The organism is Chloroherpetonaceae bacterium (genome assembly GCA_033763895.1).
GTDB lineage: Bacteria > Bacteroidota > Chlorobiia > Chlorobiales > Thermochlorobacteraceae > JANRJQ01.
Window position 1 is genome coordinate 926,832 of the sequence record JANRJQ010000004.1, and the last position, 20,219, is coordinate 947,050.

Annotated in this window: 19 protein-coding genes; 1 reads left to right on the forward strand and 18 read right to left on the reverse strand. The window is 43.9% G+C overall.

The features are described 5' to 3' along the window. Positions 1-53 precede the first annotated feature (53 nt). The 5 genes from SFU91_04745 to SFU91_04765 form a co-directional block, all read right to left on the reverse strand. Complete coding sequence (locus SFU91_04745) at positions 54-914, reverse strand: purine-nucleoside phosphorylase (protein ID MDX2128325.1); 861 nt, start codon at positions 912-914, stop codon at positions 54-56. Between the two features lie 36 nt (positions 915-950). Continuing rightward, entirely contained in the window at positions 951-1,535 is a 585-nt protein-coding gene (locus tag SFU91_04750) for a ferritin-like domain-containing protein (GenBank protein MDX2128326.1), read from the reverse strand. 124 nt (positions 1,536-1,659) lie between these two features. Beyond that, positions 1,660-2,055 (reverse strand): 30S ribosome-binding factor RbfA, encoded by a 396-nt coding sequence (rbfA, locus tag SFU91_04755; GenBank protein MDX2128327.1) that lies wholly within the window; start codon positions 2,053-2,055, stop codon positions 1,660-1,662. Positions 2,056-2,152: 97 nt separating this feature from the next. Further along, entirely contained in the window at positions 2,153-3,238 is a 1,086-nt protein-coding gene (locus SFU91_04760; GenBank protein ID MDX2128328.1) for a serine hydrolase domain-containing protein, read from the reverse strand. Between the two features lie 170 nt (positions 3,239-3,408). Beyond that, positions 3,409-4,569 carry a Glu/Leu/Phe/Val dehydrogenase gene (locus tag SFU91_04765; GenBank protein MDX2128329.1) on the reverse strand — a complete coding sequence of 387 codons (1,161 nt, stop codon included), beginning with the start codon at positions 4,567-4,569 and terminating at the stop codon, positions 3,409-3,411. A 240-nt stretch (positions 4,570-4,809) separates the two neighbouring features. Here SFU91_04765 and SFU91_04770 point away from each other — a divergent pair, with 240 nt between their 5' ends. Next, entirely contained in the window at positions 4,810-5,502 is a 693-nt protein-coding gene (locus SFU91_04770) for a hypothetical protein (GenBank protein ID MDX2128330.1), read from the forward strand. A 138-nt stretch (positions 5,503-5,640) separates the two neighbouring features. Here SFU91_04770 and SFU91_04775 read toward each other — a convergent pair whose 3' ends face one another. The 13 genes from SFU91_04775 to scpA all read right to left on the reverse strand — a co-directional run bounded on the left by SFU91_04775 (position 5,641) and on the right by scpA (position 20,213). Then, positions 5,641-6,414 carry a hypothetical protein gene (locus SFU91_04775; protein ID MDX2128331.1) on the reverse strand — a complete coding sequence of 258 codons (774 nt, stop codon included), beginning with the start codon at positions 6,412-6,414 and terminating at the stop codon, positions 5,641-5,643. 182 nt (positions 6,415-6,596) lie between these two features. Then, on the reverse strand, positions 6,597-7,619 hold the full coding sequence (locus SFU91_04780) for an SPFH domain-containing protein (GenBank protein MDX2128332.1): 1,023 nt from the start codon (positions 7,617-7,619) through the stop codon (positions 6,597-6,599). Positions 7,620-7,680: 61 nt separating this feature from the next. Then, positions 7,681-8,136, reverse strand: coding sequence for an NfeD family protein (locus tag SFU91_04785; protein MDX2128333.1), 456 nt, complete (start codon positions 8,134-8,136; stop codon positions 7,681-7,683). A 96-nt stretch (positions 8,137-8,232) separates the two neighbouring features. Beyond that, complete coding sequence (locus SFU91_04790; protein ID MDX2128334.1) at positions 8,233-9,648, reverse strand: sigma-54 dependent transcriptional regulator; 1,416 nt, start codon at positions 9,646-9,648, stop codon at positions 8,233-8,235. A gap of 87 nt (positions 9,649-9,735) precedes the next feature. Beyond that, positions 9,736-10,167 carry a TonB family protein gene (locus SFU91_04795; GenBank protein MDX2128335.1) on the reverse strand — a complete coding sequence of 144 codons (432 nt, stop codon included), beginning with the start codon at positions 10,165-10,167 and terminating at the stop codon, positions 9,736-9,738. Between the two features lie 58 nt (positions 10,168-10,225). Continuing rightward, positions 10,226-11,812, reverse strand: a complete 1,587-nt coding sequence (locus SFU91_04800) for a T9SS type A sorting domain-containing protein (protein MDX2128336.1) — start codon at positions 11,810-11,812, stop codon at positions 10,226-10,228. 285 nt (positions 11,813-12,097) lie between these two features. Then, a complete protein-coding gene (locus SFU91_04805) occupies positions 12,098-12,772 on the reverse strand; it encodes a hypothetical protein (protein MDX2128337.1) in 675 nt (224 codons plus the stop codon). 37 nt (positions 12,773-12,809) lie between these two features. Then, a complete protein-coding gene (locus tag SFU91_04810; GenBank protein MDX2128338.1) occupies positions 12,810-14,072 on the reverse strand; it encodes an FtsX-like permease family protein in 1,263 nt (420 codons plus the stop codon). Between the two features lie 28 nt (positions 14,073-14,100). Next, positions 14,101-15,396, reverse strand: a complete 1,296-nt coding sequence (locus tag SFU91_04815; protein MDX2128339.1) for an FtsX-like permease family protein — start codon at positions 15,394-15,396, stop codon at positions 14,101-14,103. A 17-nt stretch (positions 15,397-15,413) separates the two neighbouring features. Continuing rightward, positions 15,414-16,115, reverse strand: coding sequence for an ABC transporter ATP-binding protein (locus SFU91_04820; protein MDX2128340.1), 702 nt, complete (start codon positions 16,113-16,115; stop codon positions 15,414-15,416). A 36-nt stretch (positions 16,116-16,151) separates the two neighbouring features. Further along, entirely contained in the window at positions 16,152-17,396 is a 1,245-nt protein-coding gene (locus SFU91_04825) for an HlyD family efflux transporter periplasmic adaptor subunit (GenBank protein MDX2128341.1), read from the reverse strand. 262 nt (positions 17,397-17,658) lie between these two features. Continuing rightward, a complete protein-coding gene (locus SFU91_04830; GenBank protein ID MDX2128342.1) occupies positions 17,659-18,021 on the reverse strand; it encodes a hypothetical protein in 363 nt (120 codons plus the stop codon). Continuing rightward, positions 18,018-20,213 carry a methylmalonyl-CoA mutase gene (scpA, locus tag SFU91_04835; protein ID MDX2128343.1) on the reverse strand — a complete coding sequence of 732 codons (2,196 nt, stop codon included), beginning with the start codon at positions 20,211-20,213 and terminating at the stop codon, positions 18,018-18,020. Before scpA ends, SFU91_04830 begins: the two co-directional genes overlap by 4 nt. Positions 20,214-20,219: the final 6 nt, after the last annotated feature.

A 20,219-nucleotide genomic window follows, 5' to 3' on the forward strand; every position in this document is an offset into this window, starting at 1 on the left:
TACGTATAATCCGAATGTGCGCGTACTGAGCGTGCTTCAGTACCAGCGATTAATTAAACAGCCGCTAATATACCGAAAAGTATGCTTGAAAATCGCTCCTTTGCCGCTTCTGCAACATGCTGAACATCTTCGTGAGAAAGTTTTTCGAGAGAAAGCCCCGCACCTTTATTGGTTACAAGCGAAATCCCCAAGACTTTCAATCCTCGCTCCGCCGCTACCGTTGCTTCAAGCACCGTGGACATTCCTACCAAATCCGCGCCCATTCGCCCAAGCGTGCGAATCTCGGCGGGGGTTTCATACGAAGGGCCTAAAAGCCCTGCATAAACGCCTGTTCTCAGGCGAATGGATTTTTCAAGAGCGGTTTTTATCGCCAATTTCATCAATGCGTCATCGAAAGGAATCAACGGTTTTTTCGTCCCTTGCCACTTTCTTCCAAAGCGAAATAGATAGGGCAATTGAAGGTTCAGAAAATCGGTGATGAGGCAAAGCTCGCCCGCTTCAAACTCGGGGTTTACGCCGCCTGCTGCATTCGTGAGAATGAGATTTGATGTTTTAAGTTTTGAAAGCAGCCTGAGGTAGAAAAGGACTTCTTCGGGATGCTTGCCTTCGTAGAGATGTGAGCGACCTTTGAAGAGCACCACTTGATTTTCTCGCCCGGCTTCGCTTACGGTTCCGAAAATCATTTTTCCTTGATGCCCTGCCACGCCCGGCAAAGGATAGTGAGGAATTTCGGAAAACTCAATTGAGGCATAAGGAGAAATTCTTTCACCGAAGCTACCTAACCCTGAACCAAGCACCACAGCGGTTCGCGGCCGAAATGCGCCTATCTTTCGAAGAATGAATCCGGCGGCTTCCTCAGCGCGCGATTCCCATTCTTCTTCAGTGTGAGCATCAATCGATTCAGCTTTCATCATTTGGACTTTATCACCTTAGTAAAATGCCCTTAAAAACTATGATCTTTTTAGAAACTCCAATTGGGAGGAGTCGATAGAACCGGGAATATCACCGCTTAAAACACCCTTTAAGACAATAAAGTGTGCAGTTTCAATCGGATAAGTATTGGCAAAGAACCTGCGAACTTCGGGAATGTTTAGCTCTCCAGTGACCCAACGGAAGTATGCTTCTGCTGCTTGGAGCTCCAAATCTCTTGCTAAAGTGAGTACACTGGTTTGATTGGTTAAGCCGCTAACTCGTGCATCAGGGAGTGCAATATTTATGTCGTATGATGCAAAACCTAAGCGGCGTCGCAAAGCATTTAACTCTTGAAAATGAGAATAATGATGATCGCGATAAAGCACTGCCACCGAAAGCAACGACGTATCAGTAATCAATCCTGAGCTTGCGGCTGCATCATAGGTTTTAACGGCAACACCTTCCATTTCAACAGCCTCGGTTAAAAATGCAAGATCGGTTTCTAGTACTTTATCATTGCTTGTTACGCTTGATTCGCAAGAACTGAGTAATAGCGATGCCGCACCGGCACCGCCGGCAAGGCTAAGAAGACTGGTGTTTTTGAGGAAGTCACGACGGTTCATATCAGTTGAAATTGATTCTAAATCGAAAAAGCTTTTTATAATACAATGAATCAACAAAAAACTTTGAGCCAAAGTTGAGGGCTGTGAGGAATCGCACGATTATTTTTTATGTGACCTAATGATTCTATTCATTCTTAGTGGTTTCGCTTTCGCCTGTATGGTTTGAATTTCGAGTTTCGTTTTTACGTGCTTCTTTCAGCAACGCATCGATGCGAGAGGCTTGTTCCGTAAAATCATCAAGGTAAAATTCAAGTTCAGGGATTCGGCGAAATTGATTTCGAATCTTGAACGCGAGCTCTTTGCGGTAATGCTTATTCTCCTTGCGTAAATGCTCCAAAATGGATTGCGATAGGTCTTTACTACCTAAGACGGATAAATAAAACCTTGCAATTCCAAGGTCGGGCGTGACCTTCACATTGACAATAGTCGTTAACCCGCCGTTGCGTGGAAGTTCGCGCTCAAAAATAGTGCCCAGTTCGCGTTGAAGCAGCTCGGCCACTCGCTCTGTTCGAATTGACATAATGATTTTTTTTGTTCTAAGAAGTTACACCTCTTTTAGAGATTTACTTTCATTTTTCGAGCTTCGCATTTCGAACTTTTCTCGCTGCTTTTCTTCATTATAACAGATTGCTTTCGCTTTCACTTCGGGATTCAATAACCCTCAAAAGCTTGAAGCATAGCGTCGTGAGATTTTCAGCAGTAAACGGGTTTACATTCGATAGAACCACCACACCGGAATTTCTGCCGGGGTTGATGGCAAGCGCAGAAGTATATCCGCCGGTTGCACCATTGTGCCAATAAATCGGTTCGCCGCTTTTGCGATAAGCAATTTGCCAGCCATAGCCGACCCCGCTGCTTTCATTCACGCGGAAGGTTTCTCTACGCGATTGATCTAATATCTCAATTAACGCTGTAGGCGTGAGCCCTAAAGCCGCTTGCACTAAACGCGACAAATCCTTTACAGAAGATAGAATCGCTCCCGCGGGGGCAGAGACAGCAAAATCCCAATTGGTTGCCTCGCCGCCAAATAAGTTAATCCCCTTCACAAGCTTACCTTCAATTGCATCTCGTTTAGTGGTGCTTTGCGTCATGCCAAGCGGTTGAAAAATTCGTTCTTGCAGCAACACCTCATAACTTTTACCGGTTCGCCTCACCAACGCTTCTCCCAAAAGCGATGCACCCAAATTGGAGTAACTTTCTGTGGTGCCCGGTATGGTATCCAATTCCATTTCATTTTTCAAATAGTTTTCAAGCGCCTCTTGTGTAAACGAACGATAAGGGTTGTACTTAAAACTCGTGATAAATTCAATCATTGGTTTTATAGATGAACCCGCCACGCGCGGCAAGCCGGATGTGTGATTGGAGAGATGGGTCAGTGTTACCGGCGTGCCGGCTCGCTCACCCGCTTTTAAGGGGAAAGGGAAAAACTGTTGCAATGAATCATTCAGCCCCACTTCTCCGCGCGAAACAGACGAAAGAAATAAAATTGAGGTAAAGAGTTTGGTAATGGAGCCAATTTCATAAATATTCTCGGCGTTCTCGATTGTCAGCAGTTCATTGGCTGAAACTCGCACTCCGTAAAACTCAACGAGGCTATCTTTCACCACCGCAATGGCGAGTTCCGCCCCTTCGGGGTACTCTTGAAGATAAGTGGAAAGGGTATCGGTGAAGGCTTGGGTTATCACGGGATACTTGCTAATCAATGAATTTTTTATTTCACTATTCTGATTGGAACAGCTAAAACAGAGAAAAAATAAACAAAGAGCTCCCCCAAATTTTATGAAAATGGACTTGAGTTTCATTCTTTCAGTTTTTGAAATTAAAAAGGGTTACCCTTTCGAGTAACCCTTTTGAAATGATTTGAGTTTCAGATCTATTTTGTTCGATGATTGTTCATTTCACCCAAGCGGCCGTTGTAGCGACTGACGCCGGCGTAAATATTATTAATCATCCCGATTTTCTGTAAGCGGTCTTCCGCAAGGGCAATTGCCGCGGAATTCGGGAGGATGTTATCGCGTTTGGCTACTCTTAAAATATCGCGAATGACATCATAGATTTCCTTCACTTGCGAGAGCGCGCGTTCGCGGTTGTAGCCTTCAAGTTCATTGGCCACATTAATCAGCCCACCGGAGTTAATCACAAAATCGGGCACATACAAAATGCCTTTATCGATGAGCATTTGCTCGTGAAACCCTTCGTCCTTCAATTGATTATTAGCGCAGCCTGCCACAATATCTACTTTCAGTTTTGGAATGGTGTCGCTATTAAGCACGCCACCAAGCGCTGCCGGACAAAAGATGGCACCTTCAAGATTAAATATTTCATCGGGCTTGACATACTCAGCGCCGTATTCTGTCACTATTCTGCGAGCCTTTTCTTCGAAAATATCGGTGATTTTCACGATTGCGCCTTCGCTGCGAAGATATCCGCAAAGGTGATACGCCACTTGCCCGGCGCCTTGAACAATTACCACTTTGCGGCTCAAGCTATCGTTGCCATATCGCTCGGCGCAAGCAGCTTTCATGCCCATATAAACGCCGAGTGCGGTGACGGGAGAAGGGTCGCCGCTACCGCCCAGCGCGCGAGAAATCCCCGTGACATACTTGGTTTCCATCCGCACCATTTCCATATCGCGCACATCGGTGCCGACATCCTCGGCTGTGATATAGCGGCCGGCAAGCCCTTCGACAAAGCGGCCGTAGGTTCGGAAAAGGGCTTCTGATTTGTGCTTTTTGGAATCACCGATAATCACGGCTTTTCCGCCGCCCAAATTAAGGCGCGCAACAGCGGCTTTGTAAGTCATTCCGCGAGAAAGGCGTAGGGCATCGATAATTGCTTCGTTATCGGTTGCATAAGTCCACATTCTTGTCCCACCTAAAGCTGGGCCAAGCGTGGTATTGTGGATAGCAATAATGGCTTTTAATCCAACTTTAGGGTCGGAGCAAAAGACAAGCTGTTCGTGTTCAAATTTTTGAAGTTCTTCAAAGAGCGAAAGGGAGACAACTTCTTCAGGAGCAACGGCAAAATTGGTCATAATGGTCAATGTGAGTTAATTGGAAAAAATCCGTTTTTTATAACGGAATAAAGTTCGTTTAATGTGACTAAAGTTATCAGCAATGTGAAAGCAAGTTAGAAAAGATTTTACCAAAAGCAAACGATTAATCGCATCCATACTCATTTCCTTAATTTTTTTAAATCGCCTGTAGGTCATTGATTTTACTATCAGAGTTGCACTTTCGCTTTTTTAATCAAATTTTATTTTCAAAAAAAATTTATGCCATTACTTCGCATTCCTTTTCCTTCAGATTTAGCAAAACGTCTGTTGTTCCTCATAATCATCTTGCTTTTTGCTGGTCAGAATTTTCTTTTTGGACAAGTGTCGAATTCTATACCGGAAAATGTTCCTGAAGTGACGCATTTTACAACGCGACGTCTTGAGAGTCAATCATCCGGAATGAAAGTTTTGGCGGGTTGGGCGGCGGTCTCAATTGCAAGCGGGGTGGCCTTATCACTGAATTCTTCCTCAAAGGCAAAATATGCAGGTTATCAAGCTGTTGGGTGGGGCGCAGTGAATGCCGCGATTGCGGGATTCGCGCTATATGGGATTGGGCAAGATTTCGCGGGGCTTGATTCGATTTCAAATTCTTCATCGGCTTTGCTAAGTGAGTTGAACGAGGAGCATTCCTTTTCAAAAGTTCTTTTAGTGAATCTTGGGCTTGATGTTGGGTATATGGGTGTAGGCATTACCTTAATGGCACTATCGCGAAATCGGAAAAATGAAGACGCGCTATTTGGCAGTGGAATTGGCGTTTTGATTCAAGGTGCTTTTCTTTTGGGGTTCGACTTGTGGCAATTTTTGCTTTCGACTTCTCGTCATGCTCCGCTTGAAGACGCACTTCGCACGCGCTTGGTTTTCACGCCCTCGCCGATTCATGACTTAGGGGTGCTCATTTCCTTTTCTTTTTAATTGTGACTGCTTGAACGGAAACAAAAAAACCCTTGCAGGATGGCAAGGGTTAAATTCTAAGGTGCCGATTATGTTTTGAATAAAGTTCGCCTAAAGTGCGTTGCTGATTCAAGGTGCTTTAAGTGTACTTTTTGAATATCAATTGTGACTAAAACCGCCGAACATCCCATTTCGGCCAATCCCTCTCGGCGCATACACACGATTGGGAGGCGACTGTCTTTTTGGATGTTGATCTCTTGAATGATTTATTCTCTCCTCCAATTTTTCCGCTTCGCTTTCTTCATTAGACGCGGCTTTGTTTCCATCGTTACTTTCTTCTTCTGTTTGCATCGCAGAGAGCCTTGCAACAGCCAAAAGTGATTGCGTAACTCCCAAGAACCCGCCAAAAAATGCGCCACCCATAATAATAAAAAACGCTCTTTCAGGTTCGGAATTTACTCCCACACCGGTACCATAGATAGCATCGATAACATCTTTATAGATGCCGTAGGGATGAATTAACTTTGTGAATACAGAGGCAATAACCCCTGAAACTCCTCCCGAAAACCCGTGAATCAGCAAGCTAAAAATTGATTCTCCGTAGTTTCGAATTAACACCCTTTGGATAGAAAAGTAAAGGGAGCCAAAAATGATTCCGAAAACTGACCCGAATTGAATTGATATGGCTTTACCGCTTAGTGCAAATGCAGCAACGGAGCAAATGATGGCAAAGGTTAGGGCATAAAATACAGCCGGACGAGCTTGATACCACATTGCTTGTGGGGTTCGCTCAGTCCCTAAAATAATGCTGGCTGATATATCATTGTTGTTTAGGCGGAAACCCGAAAATTTTCGTCTGATCGGTTTGGGCGACGCGGTTGGGTTTTGATTAAATGTTTCTCCAGCTTGGTCGTTTTGATTTGCTTTGTTCATGAAGGGCAAAATCGCAATTACAATTATTCATTTCATCACTTCTTATGACTACACATTAAGAGAACCCCAAAAGCGGCTTGGTCGTTTTAGTCGAATTAATTTTTTTTCAAAAGATCTATAAACAGTGAAGAAGCGCTCTTTGGCGCTTCTTCACTTACAAAAAAATTCTGTGAACCTAGTGATTAAGGTTTTTTCGGTTCGTTTCCAAAGAGCTCTTTTATCCCTGAAAGAGAGCCTAAAATTCCAGTTGCTTCATAAGGCAAGTAAATCACCTTGTTGTCTTTTCCGCTCACCATTTCTTTCATTGCTTCGATGTAACGGACGGCAATGAGATAATTACCCGGGTTACTGGATTTAGAGATGGCCTCGGTCACCAAACGAATCGCTTCAGCTTCGGCTTGGGCGGTTCGGATTCGCGCGGTGGCGTCCCCCTCGGCTTTTTTAATGCGGGCTTCGGCTTCACCTTCTGCACGGAGAATATTGGAGCGTTTATCCCCTTCCGCTTTATTGATTTGAGATTCGCGTTCGCCCTCGGCTTCTAATATGCTTGATTTCTTTTGTGCTTCGGCGTTTAAGATTGCGGCACGGCGTTCACGCTCGGCGCGCATTTGTTTTTCCATTGCGTCTTGAATATCACGCGGCGGAACAATGTCTTGAAGTTCAACGCGGTTAATTTTTACACCCCATTTATTGGTGGCATCATCGAGAATAATTCTGAGTTTTCCGTTGATGGTATCGCGTGAAGTGAGGGTTTCGTCAAGGTCTAATTCACCGATGACATTGCGCAGCGTGGTTTGCGTGATTTTCTGAATGGCATCGGGAAGGTTGCCGATTTCGTATGTAGCCTTAACGGGGTCAATAATTTGAAAATACACGAGAGCGTTGATTTCCATTGTCACATTGTCTTTGGTAATGACATTTTGCTTCGGGAAATCGTAAAGCGTTTCTCGCATATCGATTTTACTCGTTCGACTTGAGATATAAACTGTGCGACCGGCGGGGTCGGTTCGGGTATATCGCCATTCTATTTCGCGGGGTTTATCAATAATTGGAACAATGATATTGATACCACTTTCAAGTGTTTTGTGGTAACGACCTAAACGCTCGACAATGGTTACCTCGGCTTGCTGAATAATTCGCACACCTTTCGAAATCAGAATAATCACAAAAAGGGCAACAAGCCCTAAGAAAATAAGAAATCCCATATCGGTTGTGTTTTTTAGTTATTGTAAAAGATTGCCAACAGAATCGTGTGAAGAAACTCTCTTAAAGGGTGTTCTTTTCTTCAACAATCAAAGTGACACCCTCGACGCGTTTAATTTCAACAATGGATCCCTCATGAATAGGATTACCGGTTAAAGATGAGGCTTTCCAATCTTCTCCGCCCAAAATTTTTACCCTTCCAACACCGGATTCGTTTTGAATGGATTCAATCACTTTGGCATCTTTCCCGATTATTGCATTGACACCAGTCTGAATGGTCGGTTTTGAATGATAGAAATATTTTTTTGCGATTGGGCGCAGCGTAGCAAAAGTGACCAAGGAGACTGCCGCGAAAACAAATAACTGAAAACCAATTCCAAGTCCGATCATTTGGCAAAAACCGGCCGCAAAAGCTGCAATACTGAAACTGGCCAATACAAAGCCGGGAGTTACAATTTCAATAATTAGAAGTATGACGGCTGCAATAAACCAATAGTTATCAATTGTATTCCAATCCATACATTAACAGTTTTAAGTCATTTGCGAGTAGAATTTCTAAAAGATTAAATTTCATACGGAATTTAGAGAGTTTTTATTCAATTTTAGCTAATCGCTTTATGGAATTGTGATTCTGAATTTCTCGAGCCTTCTGTAAAGGGCTGCGCGCGAGATACCTAACGATTCCGCAATTCTTGAAATATTCCCATTATGCTCTTCGATTGCCCTTTCTATCATTGTGCGTTCCATTTCGTCAAGTGTCATTGTTCCAAGTGTTGGAAATCCTGAACCGGAGGGTATTGAGTCGGTAAGAAGCGACTGCACTCGAATAAAATCTTGCTCTGAAATTTCGGGTGATGTGGCAAGAAGTGCCACGCGTTCAATGGCATGCCTTAATTCGCGCACATTGCCTTTCCACGGCTGCTCTTTCAAGAAGCGAATTGCGCCTGCGGTAAAGGATAAATTTTTCTTTTCCTTGCTATCGAAAGAGGTGTGATAGAGGTGCGAGGCATGACGGAGATAGTATTCCGCTATCGCCGAAATATCTGCAACTCTTTCCCTCAGCGGCGGAATCATCACTGTGATGAGATTAAGGCGGTAGAATAAATCTTCTCGAAATTTTCCCTCGGCAATGAGCGATTGAAGGTTTCGATGGGTGGCGGCTACGATACGCACATTCACACTTTGGGTTTTGCTGGAGCCCAAAGGTTCAAAGGTTCGTTCTTGAATGACGCGAAGGAGTTTGACTTGTGAAGCATAATCGAGATCCCCTATTTCATCTAGAAGAATGGTGCCGCCCGAAGCCATTTCGAATCGCCCCTTGCGATCTTGCTTGGCATCGGTAAATGCGCCTTTTACATGCCCAAAGAGTTCAGATTCGAACAGTGCGTTAGGAATACTGCCCACATTGACTTTGACAAATGGACCTTTATGGCGATTTGAGTTTTTATGCAAGGCTTCTGCAAAGAGTTCTTTTCCGGTGCCGCTTTCGCCCAAAAGGAGAACGGGGGCATCTGTTTTTGCAACACGACCAATAATTTCAAGCGCAGAGCAGATTTTGGGGCTTTCGCCGATGATCATACTGAAATCAAACTGATGATCAAGCGACTCTCGACTTAAATTCGACTCACCCTTTTTTTCAAAATCCACCTCTTTTAAACCTACTTGGGTTTCAATGCGATGCAGCACTTCTTCGTTTGTCCACGGTTTTGTAATAAAATCAGCTGCACCCCATTGCATTCCTTTTACTGCTAAGGCGATCGATCCCCACGCTGTCATTAAGATTACCGGAAGCTCAGGATATTTTTTTTTAATCTCTCGAAGAAGAATAAGCCCCTCTTCACCGTCGGTTCGACGGGTGAAGTTCATGTCTTGAATTACCACTTGAATTTTTTCTTTTTGAAGCACTTCAAGTGTTTCTTTTGGGTTTGCCGAGGAAAAGGCTTGGTAACCGCTTTGTTTTAGGAGCAGAGAGAGTGAAGCGACAACGGATGTGTCGTCGTCAGCAATAAGAATGGTCGTTGCTTTTTTCATATTTATCACACTCAATAAAAACAAAAAAACCCGTTCGCCCTACTGAGCAAACGGGTTTTTACAACCAACGAAATGATGCGTCATAAATTATTCAGCCGATATTTCTTCACCGCGGCTTTCGATACGAACAGATTTTTTGGTGTAAGTAAATTTAATTTTTACGCTTTTTGGCATGTCATCATCGCTGAAGAATGATGCCACGTTTGCACCGGTCAGTTCATTTCGAACACTCTCATTGAAGACAGCATATTGCGAAGGTTCAAGGATAACGACTTCGTTGATTTCCCCATCGGCGTTTATTTTAAGTTCTGCCAGAACGCTTCCTTGTAGCCCGAGCCTGCGAGCGACTTCCGGGAAACTCATTTTTGCCCGAAGATTCTTCGCTAAGGTTGATTCCCCTTCTCGAGCGTGTTCTGAATTAATCACTCCACTTTTGAGGGAGTTTTTTTCGTTTGCTGTGGCTTCGGTTGCAAACATTGCTGCGCCTAAGAGTAGGCTAAAGATGAGTTGTCTTTTCATACGATGTTGTCCTTTCAAATTAAGTTATCAGTGTTTGATGATGTACAGAAAAAAAAATTCATTTTGTGAGAACCATTTTTTTGCTCAAAGTTCTGTTTTCTACTTGCAACCTGTAGAAATATGCGCCACTTGATAATCCTCGTTTTGAAGCATCAAATTGAACCTGATGAGTCCCCGCCTGTTTGAAGCCATTTGTCAGTGTCGCGACTTCACGACCCAAGGCATCAAAGACTTTCAAGCTTACAGGCGCTGCCTTGGAAAGCCGATATGAAATCGTTGTGCTTGGGTTGAACGGGTTCGGATAATTTTGAACCAGTTCAAATCCATTGATTTCATTCTCATTGCTTGGTGTTCTAAGTGGTGAAACGCTATACCTTGCAATCATTGTCCGCGTGCTGTTATGGCCTACTTGGATGATTTTTTTATCGGTCTGAACAAGAAAATCATTCGCATATTCGCTCGCACCAAAATTTGTAGTGATGACACCCGAATTGCCGAAGGATTCATCGAGATTTCCATCTTCGTTAATTTGATAGAGAAACCAATCAAGCCCGAATGAGCCACTTACATGTCCCCCAATCATTAGCTTATTTCCGTTTCGTCTTAATTTCTGCGGATAAAAATTTGACCAGTTTGTGTTGTTCTCCAAAAATTTTCTACCCGAGTTTCCAAAGTTTTCATTGAGTTCGCCATTTGGTTTAAGCCTCATCATTCCGATACGAGAGGCAGTGGTTGAGAGCACATCACCGACAATGATCAGGTCGCCATTTTCTAAAATGACGGCACTTCGCCCAAATTCGTTTCCGTTTTCGAAGGGGAATCGCAAAGCGCCTGTTCCCGCTAACGATTCATCGAGCGTTCCATCTTCCTTAAATCGCACGACAGCATAATCGGCATTGCCATTAATGGTACTCGATCCTATGACAGTAATTTTTAATTGCCCTTCAACCTGATGCACCAATACTTTGCGCGCCACATCATCGAATCCTCCGAAGCCATAGACGGCTCTGCCATCGCTACTAAATGTTTCATCTAAATCACCCTTTGAAGTAAGGCGAACGACACAAAAGATTTCGTTGAGAAAAGTTGGTGTACCTCCAGCGACTACAATTTTACCATCGGGTTGAATGGCCATACTGCGTGCTTCATGCGTCAGGTCAGATTGATTAAGAATTACGGCACCATTGCTCCCAAATGAGGAATCTAAAGTGCCATCGGGTTTAAGACGAAGCACCCCGAATTTATCGTTCATCTTTCCGGCAATCAGTATTTTACCGTCAATATCTATGAGTATATCACGAGCAATGTCTTGCTCACCGAAGTTGAAAAAGACTTTTCCACCTGTTCCAAAGCTATTGTCAAACTCTCCGTTTGAAAGAAATCTACCAACAATGAGGTTAGAAGAGAATGATCCTGTGATGGTTTCACCAACGGCAACGATTTTTCCATCTGCTTGAACTGCCACCGCATAAAAACGATCGTTGTTTCCAAACTGATGATACCCAACACCATTATTACCAAAGCTTAAATCGAGAAAGCTTTCATAGAATGACTTATTCGAATTGCCAATATGATCGATGGCACGCCTTTGCGCCATCCCACGTGAAGAAAGCAGTAAAAGCAGCAAAGCAAAATGGGACAACATGCTTCGGAGTTGACTCAAACTTAGTAATCCTGATAATACTGAGTAATTTGTTAGACTATAATGCATGACTTTTTCAGTGTTCTTACTTTTACTTAATGATGTTTTCAAATTTTACTTTTAGTCTGAGAGAAACGGATATGTGAAATACTTTTTTTTCAGATTTTTACTTCACACATCTACTTTACGAAGGGAAATATTTTTAGGATTCAATTGAATTGTAAACTTCGTGTTAAAAGAGAATTTTTTTCTGTTGGTCTAAAGGCTTGTTAATATTGGGATTCGCGACTAACAAGAATATTTTGAGTTGCCGATAAATAAATCTTCAGGTAAATCTTCAAGGGTAAGGCCACCTGTATCTTTCATCCAAGCTGCAATGGATTCAACGGCGCGCTCAAGATTGTTATCGGAGATATCAACCGTAAGGCTTTGCAGTTTCGAGTTTTTCACGAGCTGGGTCAGAACTTCTTGCTCACGAACAAAGCGTGTGAGATCATCATATTGTTTTGGGTTACCTGAAACTTTCAACCGCTCTTTGCGCGCAGCTTCGAAGGACTCGGCAGTGCGTGTTAAAAAGATGAGTCTAAAATTCAGTCGTGAAAGCCGCTCTTCAAGCCATTGAAAATCGAGTTCGCGCTGGTGCTGAAGAAATTGAAACATCGCGGTAGAGAGATGAAACCGATCAACGATCCACGAGTAGTACCTAAGCTGCTCAAAGAGAGTCACCCAAGTGTTATAAGTTGCAATTGCTTTTGCTTCTTCATCCGGATTAAAATTGATTAGTCCTCTTCCCCAAGGCGTATTGGTGAAACCGCACCACTCTCCGGAAACAACCGGATTGTGATAGCGGTATTTCCTCTTGCCCGTGACCTCAGGATGTTCATTAAGCTTGAAGGCAATATCTGTTTTGAAGGTTAGGCGCGTTCCTTCTAGAATAATTTTTGGAACAAGTTTATTTCCCATTTTGGTGACCTTCTGTACGATTAAGGATTTTATTTAATTATTCATACCTCAAGGCTTCTGTCGGGGCAACCGTTGTTGCGACACGGCTGGGATACAAAGCACATAGAAATGCAATTGCAAGTAGCACTACGCAGGATGCACCACACCCAACTAAATAATGTCTCCAACTTAAGCCTTCAATAAAACCAAGAAACGGGACATCGAGAATCGGGAATTGAAGAAATACAAAACTTCCAACTACAATTGCAAACACAGCGACCACAAGCAATTCAAGCAGAACCTGCGAGTAGATAAGATTTGCAGTACTTCCTACCGCCCGTCTTAAACCGATTTCTCGGGTTCTTCGCGCGACATTTTGCCAAACCACCCCAACAATTCCGAGCGAGATCATAAGAATGAGAAATCCTCCTACAATTGCGAAAGTGATCATTGGGGAAATGGTTTCTTTGAAGCGTTGATCATGATGAGCTTTCAAAGTTTCCGTGGCATAGGTCCAACCCGGTATAAGAGGTTCAAGTCTTTTTACCATTGCGGCTTCGAATTCACCGGTCATTTTATCGGCACGAACCCTTATGAAAAAGTTTTCAGGCGGGAACGCGAGCGTATCATTCGTGTTGACTCGGCTAAACGCAAAGTATTTGGTTTCATCAAATTCTCCTTGTTTACGAAACGCATCGACAACGCCCACAATTCGATTTTGTTTACGAACCCGATTTGGGAATCGCTTTTGCCAGCGAGCAAGAATCTCAGGTGTTTCGTATCGAGGGAGAAGTTGTTTACCTATAGGGGATTCATCGCCATATAAGGCTTTGGCAAGAGCTTGATTGACCACAACCGGGTAATAGTCTAAGGCATCGTCCGCTTTTTCATACCAACGGCCTTCAATCACCCGAATGCCCATTGTTTCCGCATAGTTATCATCAACGCCCATTCGCTCCACCATCACCGGCTGGGCAAGGATTCCGCTGCTATCTGAACTATTCCAATTCATGTTATGAAAAGGCGTCATTGAAGACATCGTAACGCTTTCAACGCCATCTATGGATTTCAATTCACGAATGAGGTTTTCATATCCCTTGATCCGCTCCTCGGTCCATCGGTTTTCATTTGAATTGGTATTAATGGAGAGATGCCAAATATTTTCATAGCTAAATCCCAGCGGCTGCTTCCAGCGTTCATAGAGACTATAGCTTTGAGTTGCAATCATTGCAAGTACCATAAAGGCAAAGAAGAGTTCTATGCTCATCAGCACATTTTCTCTCTTGCGATTCCATACCAACTTGATCAGATGTTTAATCATTGTATTCTCCTTTTGTTTCTCATGTCATTTAGCTTCGAATTCCTTTAAGAGCTTGAACCACATTCAGGCGCGACATTTTCCAAGCCGGGTAGGCTCCGGATATCACACCAAATAGTAACGAAAGAAAAAGGCCGATTAGAAAGACTTTCCAGTTCAATCCGAAATCTGCATACTTCCATATTCCACTTTCATTTATCATTCGTAAAGCAAATACAGAGAGGATTAACCCTATAGCGCCTCCTATTACCGTAAGGCAAACATTCTCAATAATAAACTGAGTAACTAATGTGGGGCTCGCTGCACCAAAGGCTTTTCTTACACCAATTTCGGAAGCGCGTTCCATCATTCGGCTGGTATTGAGGTTGATAAGATTAACTGCCGGCAAAATCATAAAAACAAGATAAGCTAGAATTATACCCAGCATGAGTTTATGAGACTGTTCTGTGGATAGCATTTGCTCCCAATCGAAGAATAGATTGGCTGAGACAGACTCAAATTTCGTTCGTGGGCGAGTTTCGAGAAAGCTGTACTCTTTGGGGTCGGGAAAGATGACTTCATTCAATGCAGCTTGCGAGGCGGTTTTCACTTCATCGAAAAACGCTTTACTTTTCACCAAGTACATTGCTTGATAACCGCCGTCCATTAGATCTTCATTGGCTGTTGGAATTTTGTTGTAGTTTTGGTTGAGCGTCGAACTTATCGGCAGCCACATATCGGAAAAGGCAATACTGCGTGTTTCAGGGACATCTTTGACAACACCCACAACTTTATAGTTATAGCCGTCATATAAGACGGTTTTTCCCACGGCATTCTCACCCTTAAAGAAACGGTTGCGAAGTGTTTCGTTAATGACACATACATTATTGCGGTTTTTATCGTCATCGTCTGAAAGTCCTCGTCCTTCAAGAAACTCGAAGTCGATGATTTCCCAATAAGCACCGTCTGTTCGGCGATTTCGGAAGCTGATTTTTTCGGTTTCGAGATAAATGATGCCCCCGCCACTATTTGTAAATACTGAATACTTTTCTACCATATCGCCAAGTTTTTCAACCGACTTACGCAGATAATGATTAACGGTATAGTAGCCCGTACCATCGCTACTCCAATTGGAATTTTTGTCGGGGCTGCGCATCCTGTATCGCTCCGCCCAAAGCACACGATCAAATTTTTCTTCCGGCGCTTTGGCAGAAAAGCTGTAATCTAAGAATGAGCTTGCCACAACAAGCGTCATGAGTGTAAAACTGATTCCAAAAAGGCTCACGGCGGTAAAGAATTTGCGGCGCATGAGAACCTTCAGCGCAATGGTGATATAGTTTTTAATCATTTTTTCTCCTTAATTCTTTAAGCGGTTTTATTGCCTGCAAATTCATTGTGGACGGCATCTCCGACTAATTTTCCATCAAATATTCGGATAATGCGATGGGTTTCTTCGGCCATTCGCTCGTCGTGAGTAACCATTACAATGGTTGCACCCTCACGGTTAAGTTCTTTAAGAATATTCATGATTTCACCAGCCATATGAGAATCAAGATTTCCGGTGGGTTCATCAGCTAGTATGAGTTTTGGCTTCCCAACGATTGCACGTGCAATTGCCACGCGCTGCTGCTGGCCACCTGAGAGTTGATTTGGGAAATGCTTTGTTCGCGAGGAAAGACCCACACGCTCTAGGGCTTCGAGTGCCAAAGCGCGTCGCTCGCCTGTAGAAAGGTTCCGATAAAGCAATGGCAGTTCGACATTATCGGTCACGCGAAGGTCGGTGATGAGGTGAAAGGTTTGAAAGATGAATCCAATTTTTTCATTACGAAGTTTTGCAAGATTTTTATCACTATATGAAATGATGGGTTTTTCATCTAACACGATTACGCCATTTGTGGGTGTGTCTAAGAGCCCCATAATATTCAGCAACGTTGATTTTCCGGAGCCGGAGGGGCCCATAATTGAGACGAATTCGCCGGCTTCAATCGATAAATTGGCACTTGAAAGTGCTAGGGTTTCAAGCGTATCGGTACGATAAATTTTATTGACATTCTCTAGTCTCAACATAGCGGTGTGTATTTTTGTTGATTTAAAAGTAGATGCTTATTTGATTGAAATTTCTTTTGCACCGGCATACTCCTTCATATCACTGAGGATGATCTCATCGCCCTCAAGAAGGCCGCCTAATATTTCGATGTAATCCGAATTTGAAATCCCGAGTACTATTTCCGTTCGAATGGCTTTTGACCCTCGCACAACAAAGACTGCCGGCTTCGAATTGGCGGTTATCATCGCACCCTTTTTGACACGCAAGGTTGCGAGTCGTTTTCCGGCAATCAGTGTCACATCAACGCGTTGATTGGAGCGAAAGCTGGATTGCTTTGATTGATCAAGTGTGATAAAAATTTTGACTACACCGTTCTCAACCGTTGGTTGAATGGAGCCAATGTGGCCTTTAATGATTTCTGTGCCTTGTTGAATTTCAGCGGGCATGCCCACATAAATTGTTTTTGAATGTACATCTGAAACACTGGCTTCAATTCGAAACGCACTTAGATCTGCGACCCGCGCGACCGTCTCTCCTCGGCGAACCGTGACTCCTTCCGTTTGAAGCGCAAAGGTGAGAATGCCGGGACGTTGCGATTTTGGAATTGATCGCTCATATTCATCGGTTGCTTGTTTTTTTTCTTTGTCAAGAATGTTCATTTCAAGTTCAACGCCTTCCAATTGCAAACGGGTTGAAAGTGTGGCATTTTCTTGATCCAATTGTAATTGAGCAAGCTCGGCTTGGGCGCGTTCCAAAGCAAGTGAGGCTTGCTCTAAGTCGTTTTTAGAAACAATTCCCTTTTCAAAGAGCAGAGAATTTTGATCAAGCTTTACACGATTTTGTTTCACCTCCAATTCTTTGATTTTGATATCAGAGGCCAATCGCTTGATTCTCCCTTGAAGGGTTGCCCGAAGTTGTTCTTGGGCATTTTTTTTGAGGCTTACTTGATCGGAAAGGCGTGAAAGTTTTAAGAAGGCTTCCCCCGCATCAAGCAATAAAATAGGTTCACCGCTCTTGAGTGTATCTCCGGCACGATGCAAAACCTTCAGAACACGAGAATCCATTGGGCTTGTGATGATTTCTTCTACTTCCGGAACAACCACACCGGTTGCGCCGATTCCGGCATCGACATCACCCTTTTCGACCAAAGCCGTTCGCACCAAAGACCGTTCAATTTTTGGCTGAAGCAGCGAACTAATTGCAAGGAAAATCATTAAGACAAAAGCCACACCACCGCCGATTTTCAGCCATTTATTTTGAGCGTTTCGTCGTAATACTTCCGGTTGTATTGGTCTATCCATTGCTTTTGATTCTTTCGAAATATTTCCAATTGAGGGGTTTTCTTGGTCATTTATGTCTTCTTATTCCAAGAATTCCTCACATACAAGTAGTCAAACCTTATGCCAAAGTTGTGATTTTCTTTATTAACTCCGCTTGTGTGAAGTGGGATAAGGGATTTCAGGTGGGTTAATTTTTTGAGTGATTTTGAATTTTTATGATTGAATAAAAAAAAGTGTTCGATTTCGAACACTTATGTGTGCGGTTTCAACCAGTTCGCGGTGATTAATCGCCGCCGTCGCCACCGCCACCGTCGCCGCCGGAGTCGCCGCTTGAATCTGACCCTGTGCTTGAATCGGAATCACTATCGGAATCTGTTCCACTTTCAGAATCACGAGAATCTTCACTTTTTGGGTCATTGGTTAACGAATCGGCAATCATTACCGTGTTCATGAAGCTTTCGCCGGAATCATCGCCATTATTTCTTCGGCTTCTTTCTGCATTCTCTTCAATTTGTTGGCTCAATCGATCGCGTTCAAATTCTTGACCGGTTTCAGGATTCCTGCCTAAGCCTTCCTTTGCAAGAAAGGTTTTGTAGAGAACTGCAATCAGCACACCTACAATTATTGTTGTAACGATTATTGTCATTGACGACCGGTTTGAATTGGCTTTTGAAGACTGATTAAAATGTTTAGAAGTCTTTTTGCTGCATCTGCGATTACTGTTCCGGGACCGAAAACCGCAACCACACCGGCTTTCTCAAGAAATGCATAATCTTTTTCGGGAATGACCCCTCCGGCAACAACTAAAATATCTTCGCGTCCATATTTCTTTAATTCGCCGATAATTTCGGGCACCAATGTTTTATGACCGGCGGCAAGGCTCGAAACGCCAAGAATGTGAACATCGCTTTCTACGGCTTGTTTTGCGACTTCGGCGGGCGTTTGAAAAAGCGGACCGATATCCACATCGAAGCCTAAATCGGCAAAGGCTGTAGAAATGACTTTTGCCCCACGGTCGTGCCCATCTTGCCCGACTTTCGCAACAAGGATTCTTGCCCTTCGGCCTTCACGAGCCGCGAATTCATCTGAAAGCTTTCGCGCCTCTTCCACCAATTTATCATGTGCTGTTTCCATTGCATATACGCCACTGATGGCTTTGATTTCAGGCTTAAACCGACCAAAAACTTTTTCAAGTGCTGAAGAAATTTCGCCAAGCGTTGCTTTTGCTCGTCCGGCTTCAACGGCGAGCGCCAAGAGATTTCCGGTTCCGGTTGCCGCCGCTTCGCGAAGTGACTCAAGGGCAGCACTCACATCGGCGTTATTTCGCTCACGCTTAATTCTTTCGATGCGTTCAATCTGTGAGGCGCGAACGGCGGTGTTATCGATTTCAAGTGTATCGAGCGGTTCTTCATGCTCCGTTCGAAATCGGTTGATACCCACAATCACTTCTTTTCCGGTATCAATTCGCGCTTGCCTTCGTGTTGCCGCTTCTTCGATTCTTGCTTTAGGTAATCCTTGCTCGATTGCTTTTGTCATCCCCCCAAGTGATTCAATTTCCTCGAGATGCGCCTTCGCTTTTTTGATCAGTTCTCCGGTAAGGTATTCAACATAGTATGAGCCGCCCCAAGGATCGATAATGCGGCATAAGTCAGTTTCTTCTTGCAGATAAAGTTGAGTGTTTCGGGCAATGCGAGCGGAAAAATCGGTTGGTAAAGCGATGGCTTCATCGAGTGCATTGGTATGAAGCGACTGCGTTCCGCCGCAAGTTGCGGCTAAAGCTTCAATACAGGTTCGAACAATATTATTGAACGGTTGCTGCGCGGTAAGGCTCCAGCCGGAGGTTTGCGAGTGGGCACGCAGCGCCATTGATTTTGGATTTTTCGGTTGAAAGTTGCTCACGATTTCTGCCCAGAGCACGCGTGCAGCACGAAGTTTCGCAACTTCCATAAAGAAATTCATTCCAATGCCCCAAAAGAAGGAGAGCCTCGGTGCGAAGTCATCAATCGAAAGACCCGCTTTCAATCCGGTGCGAATGTATTCAAGCCCGTCTGCTAAAGTGTAAGCGAGTTCGATATCGGCGGTAGCGCCGGCTTCTTGCATGTGAGAGCCGGAGATGCTGATGCTATTGAACTTTGGCATATTCTTGGCCGTGTAAGAAAAGATATCGCCAATGATGCGCATTGAAGGTGTGGGTGGATAGATGAATGTATTCCGCACCATAAATTCCTTCAGAATATCGTTCTGTATGGTGCCGGAGAGTTTTTCCTTTGGAACGCCTTGGGCCTCTGCAGCAAGAATGTAAAAGGCCATTATTGGAATCACGGCACCGTTCATCGTCATCGAAACGGAAATATCCCCAAGCGGAATACCTTCGAAAAGCCGCATCATATCTTCGAGGGTATCGATTGCGACACCAGCCTTACCGACATCGCCGGAAACGCGAGGGTGATCGCTATCATATCCTCGGTGCGTTGCAAGGTCAAAGGCGACGGAAAGTCCTTTTTGCCCTGCCGCCAAATTGCGCTTATAAAATGCATTTGATTCTTCGGCGGTTGAAAACCCGGCATATTGGCGAACGGTCCAAGGCCTTGCGGCATACATTGAAGCATAAGGCCCTCGTAAAAATGGCGGTGCACCGGCAGCATAATCTAAATGCTTATAATCTTTGATGTCCTCTTTGGTGAATTGATGTGGAATCGGAATTCGCTCGGCCGTCTCGAACTTGGGATTTTCTGCATCTAGACGCTTCCTATCGGTTGGATTTGCAAAAAGAGAACTTTCGGTGAAGGCTTTCAGGGCGTCCTGAAAAGAAGCGAACTTTGGTGTAAGGTTTGACATTGCGGC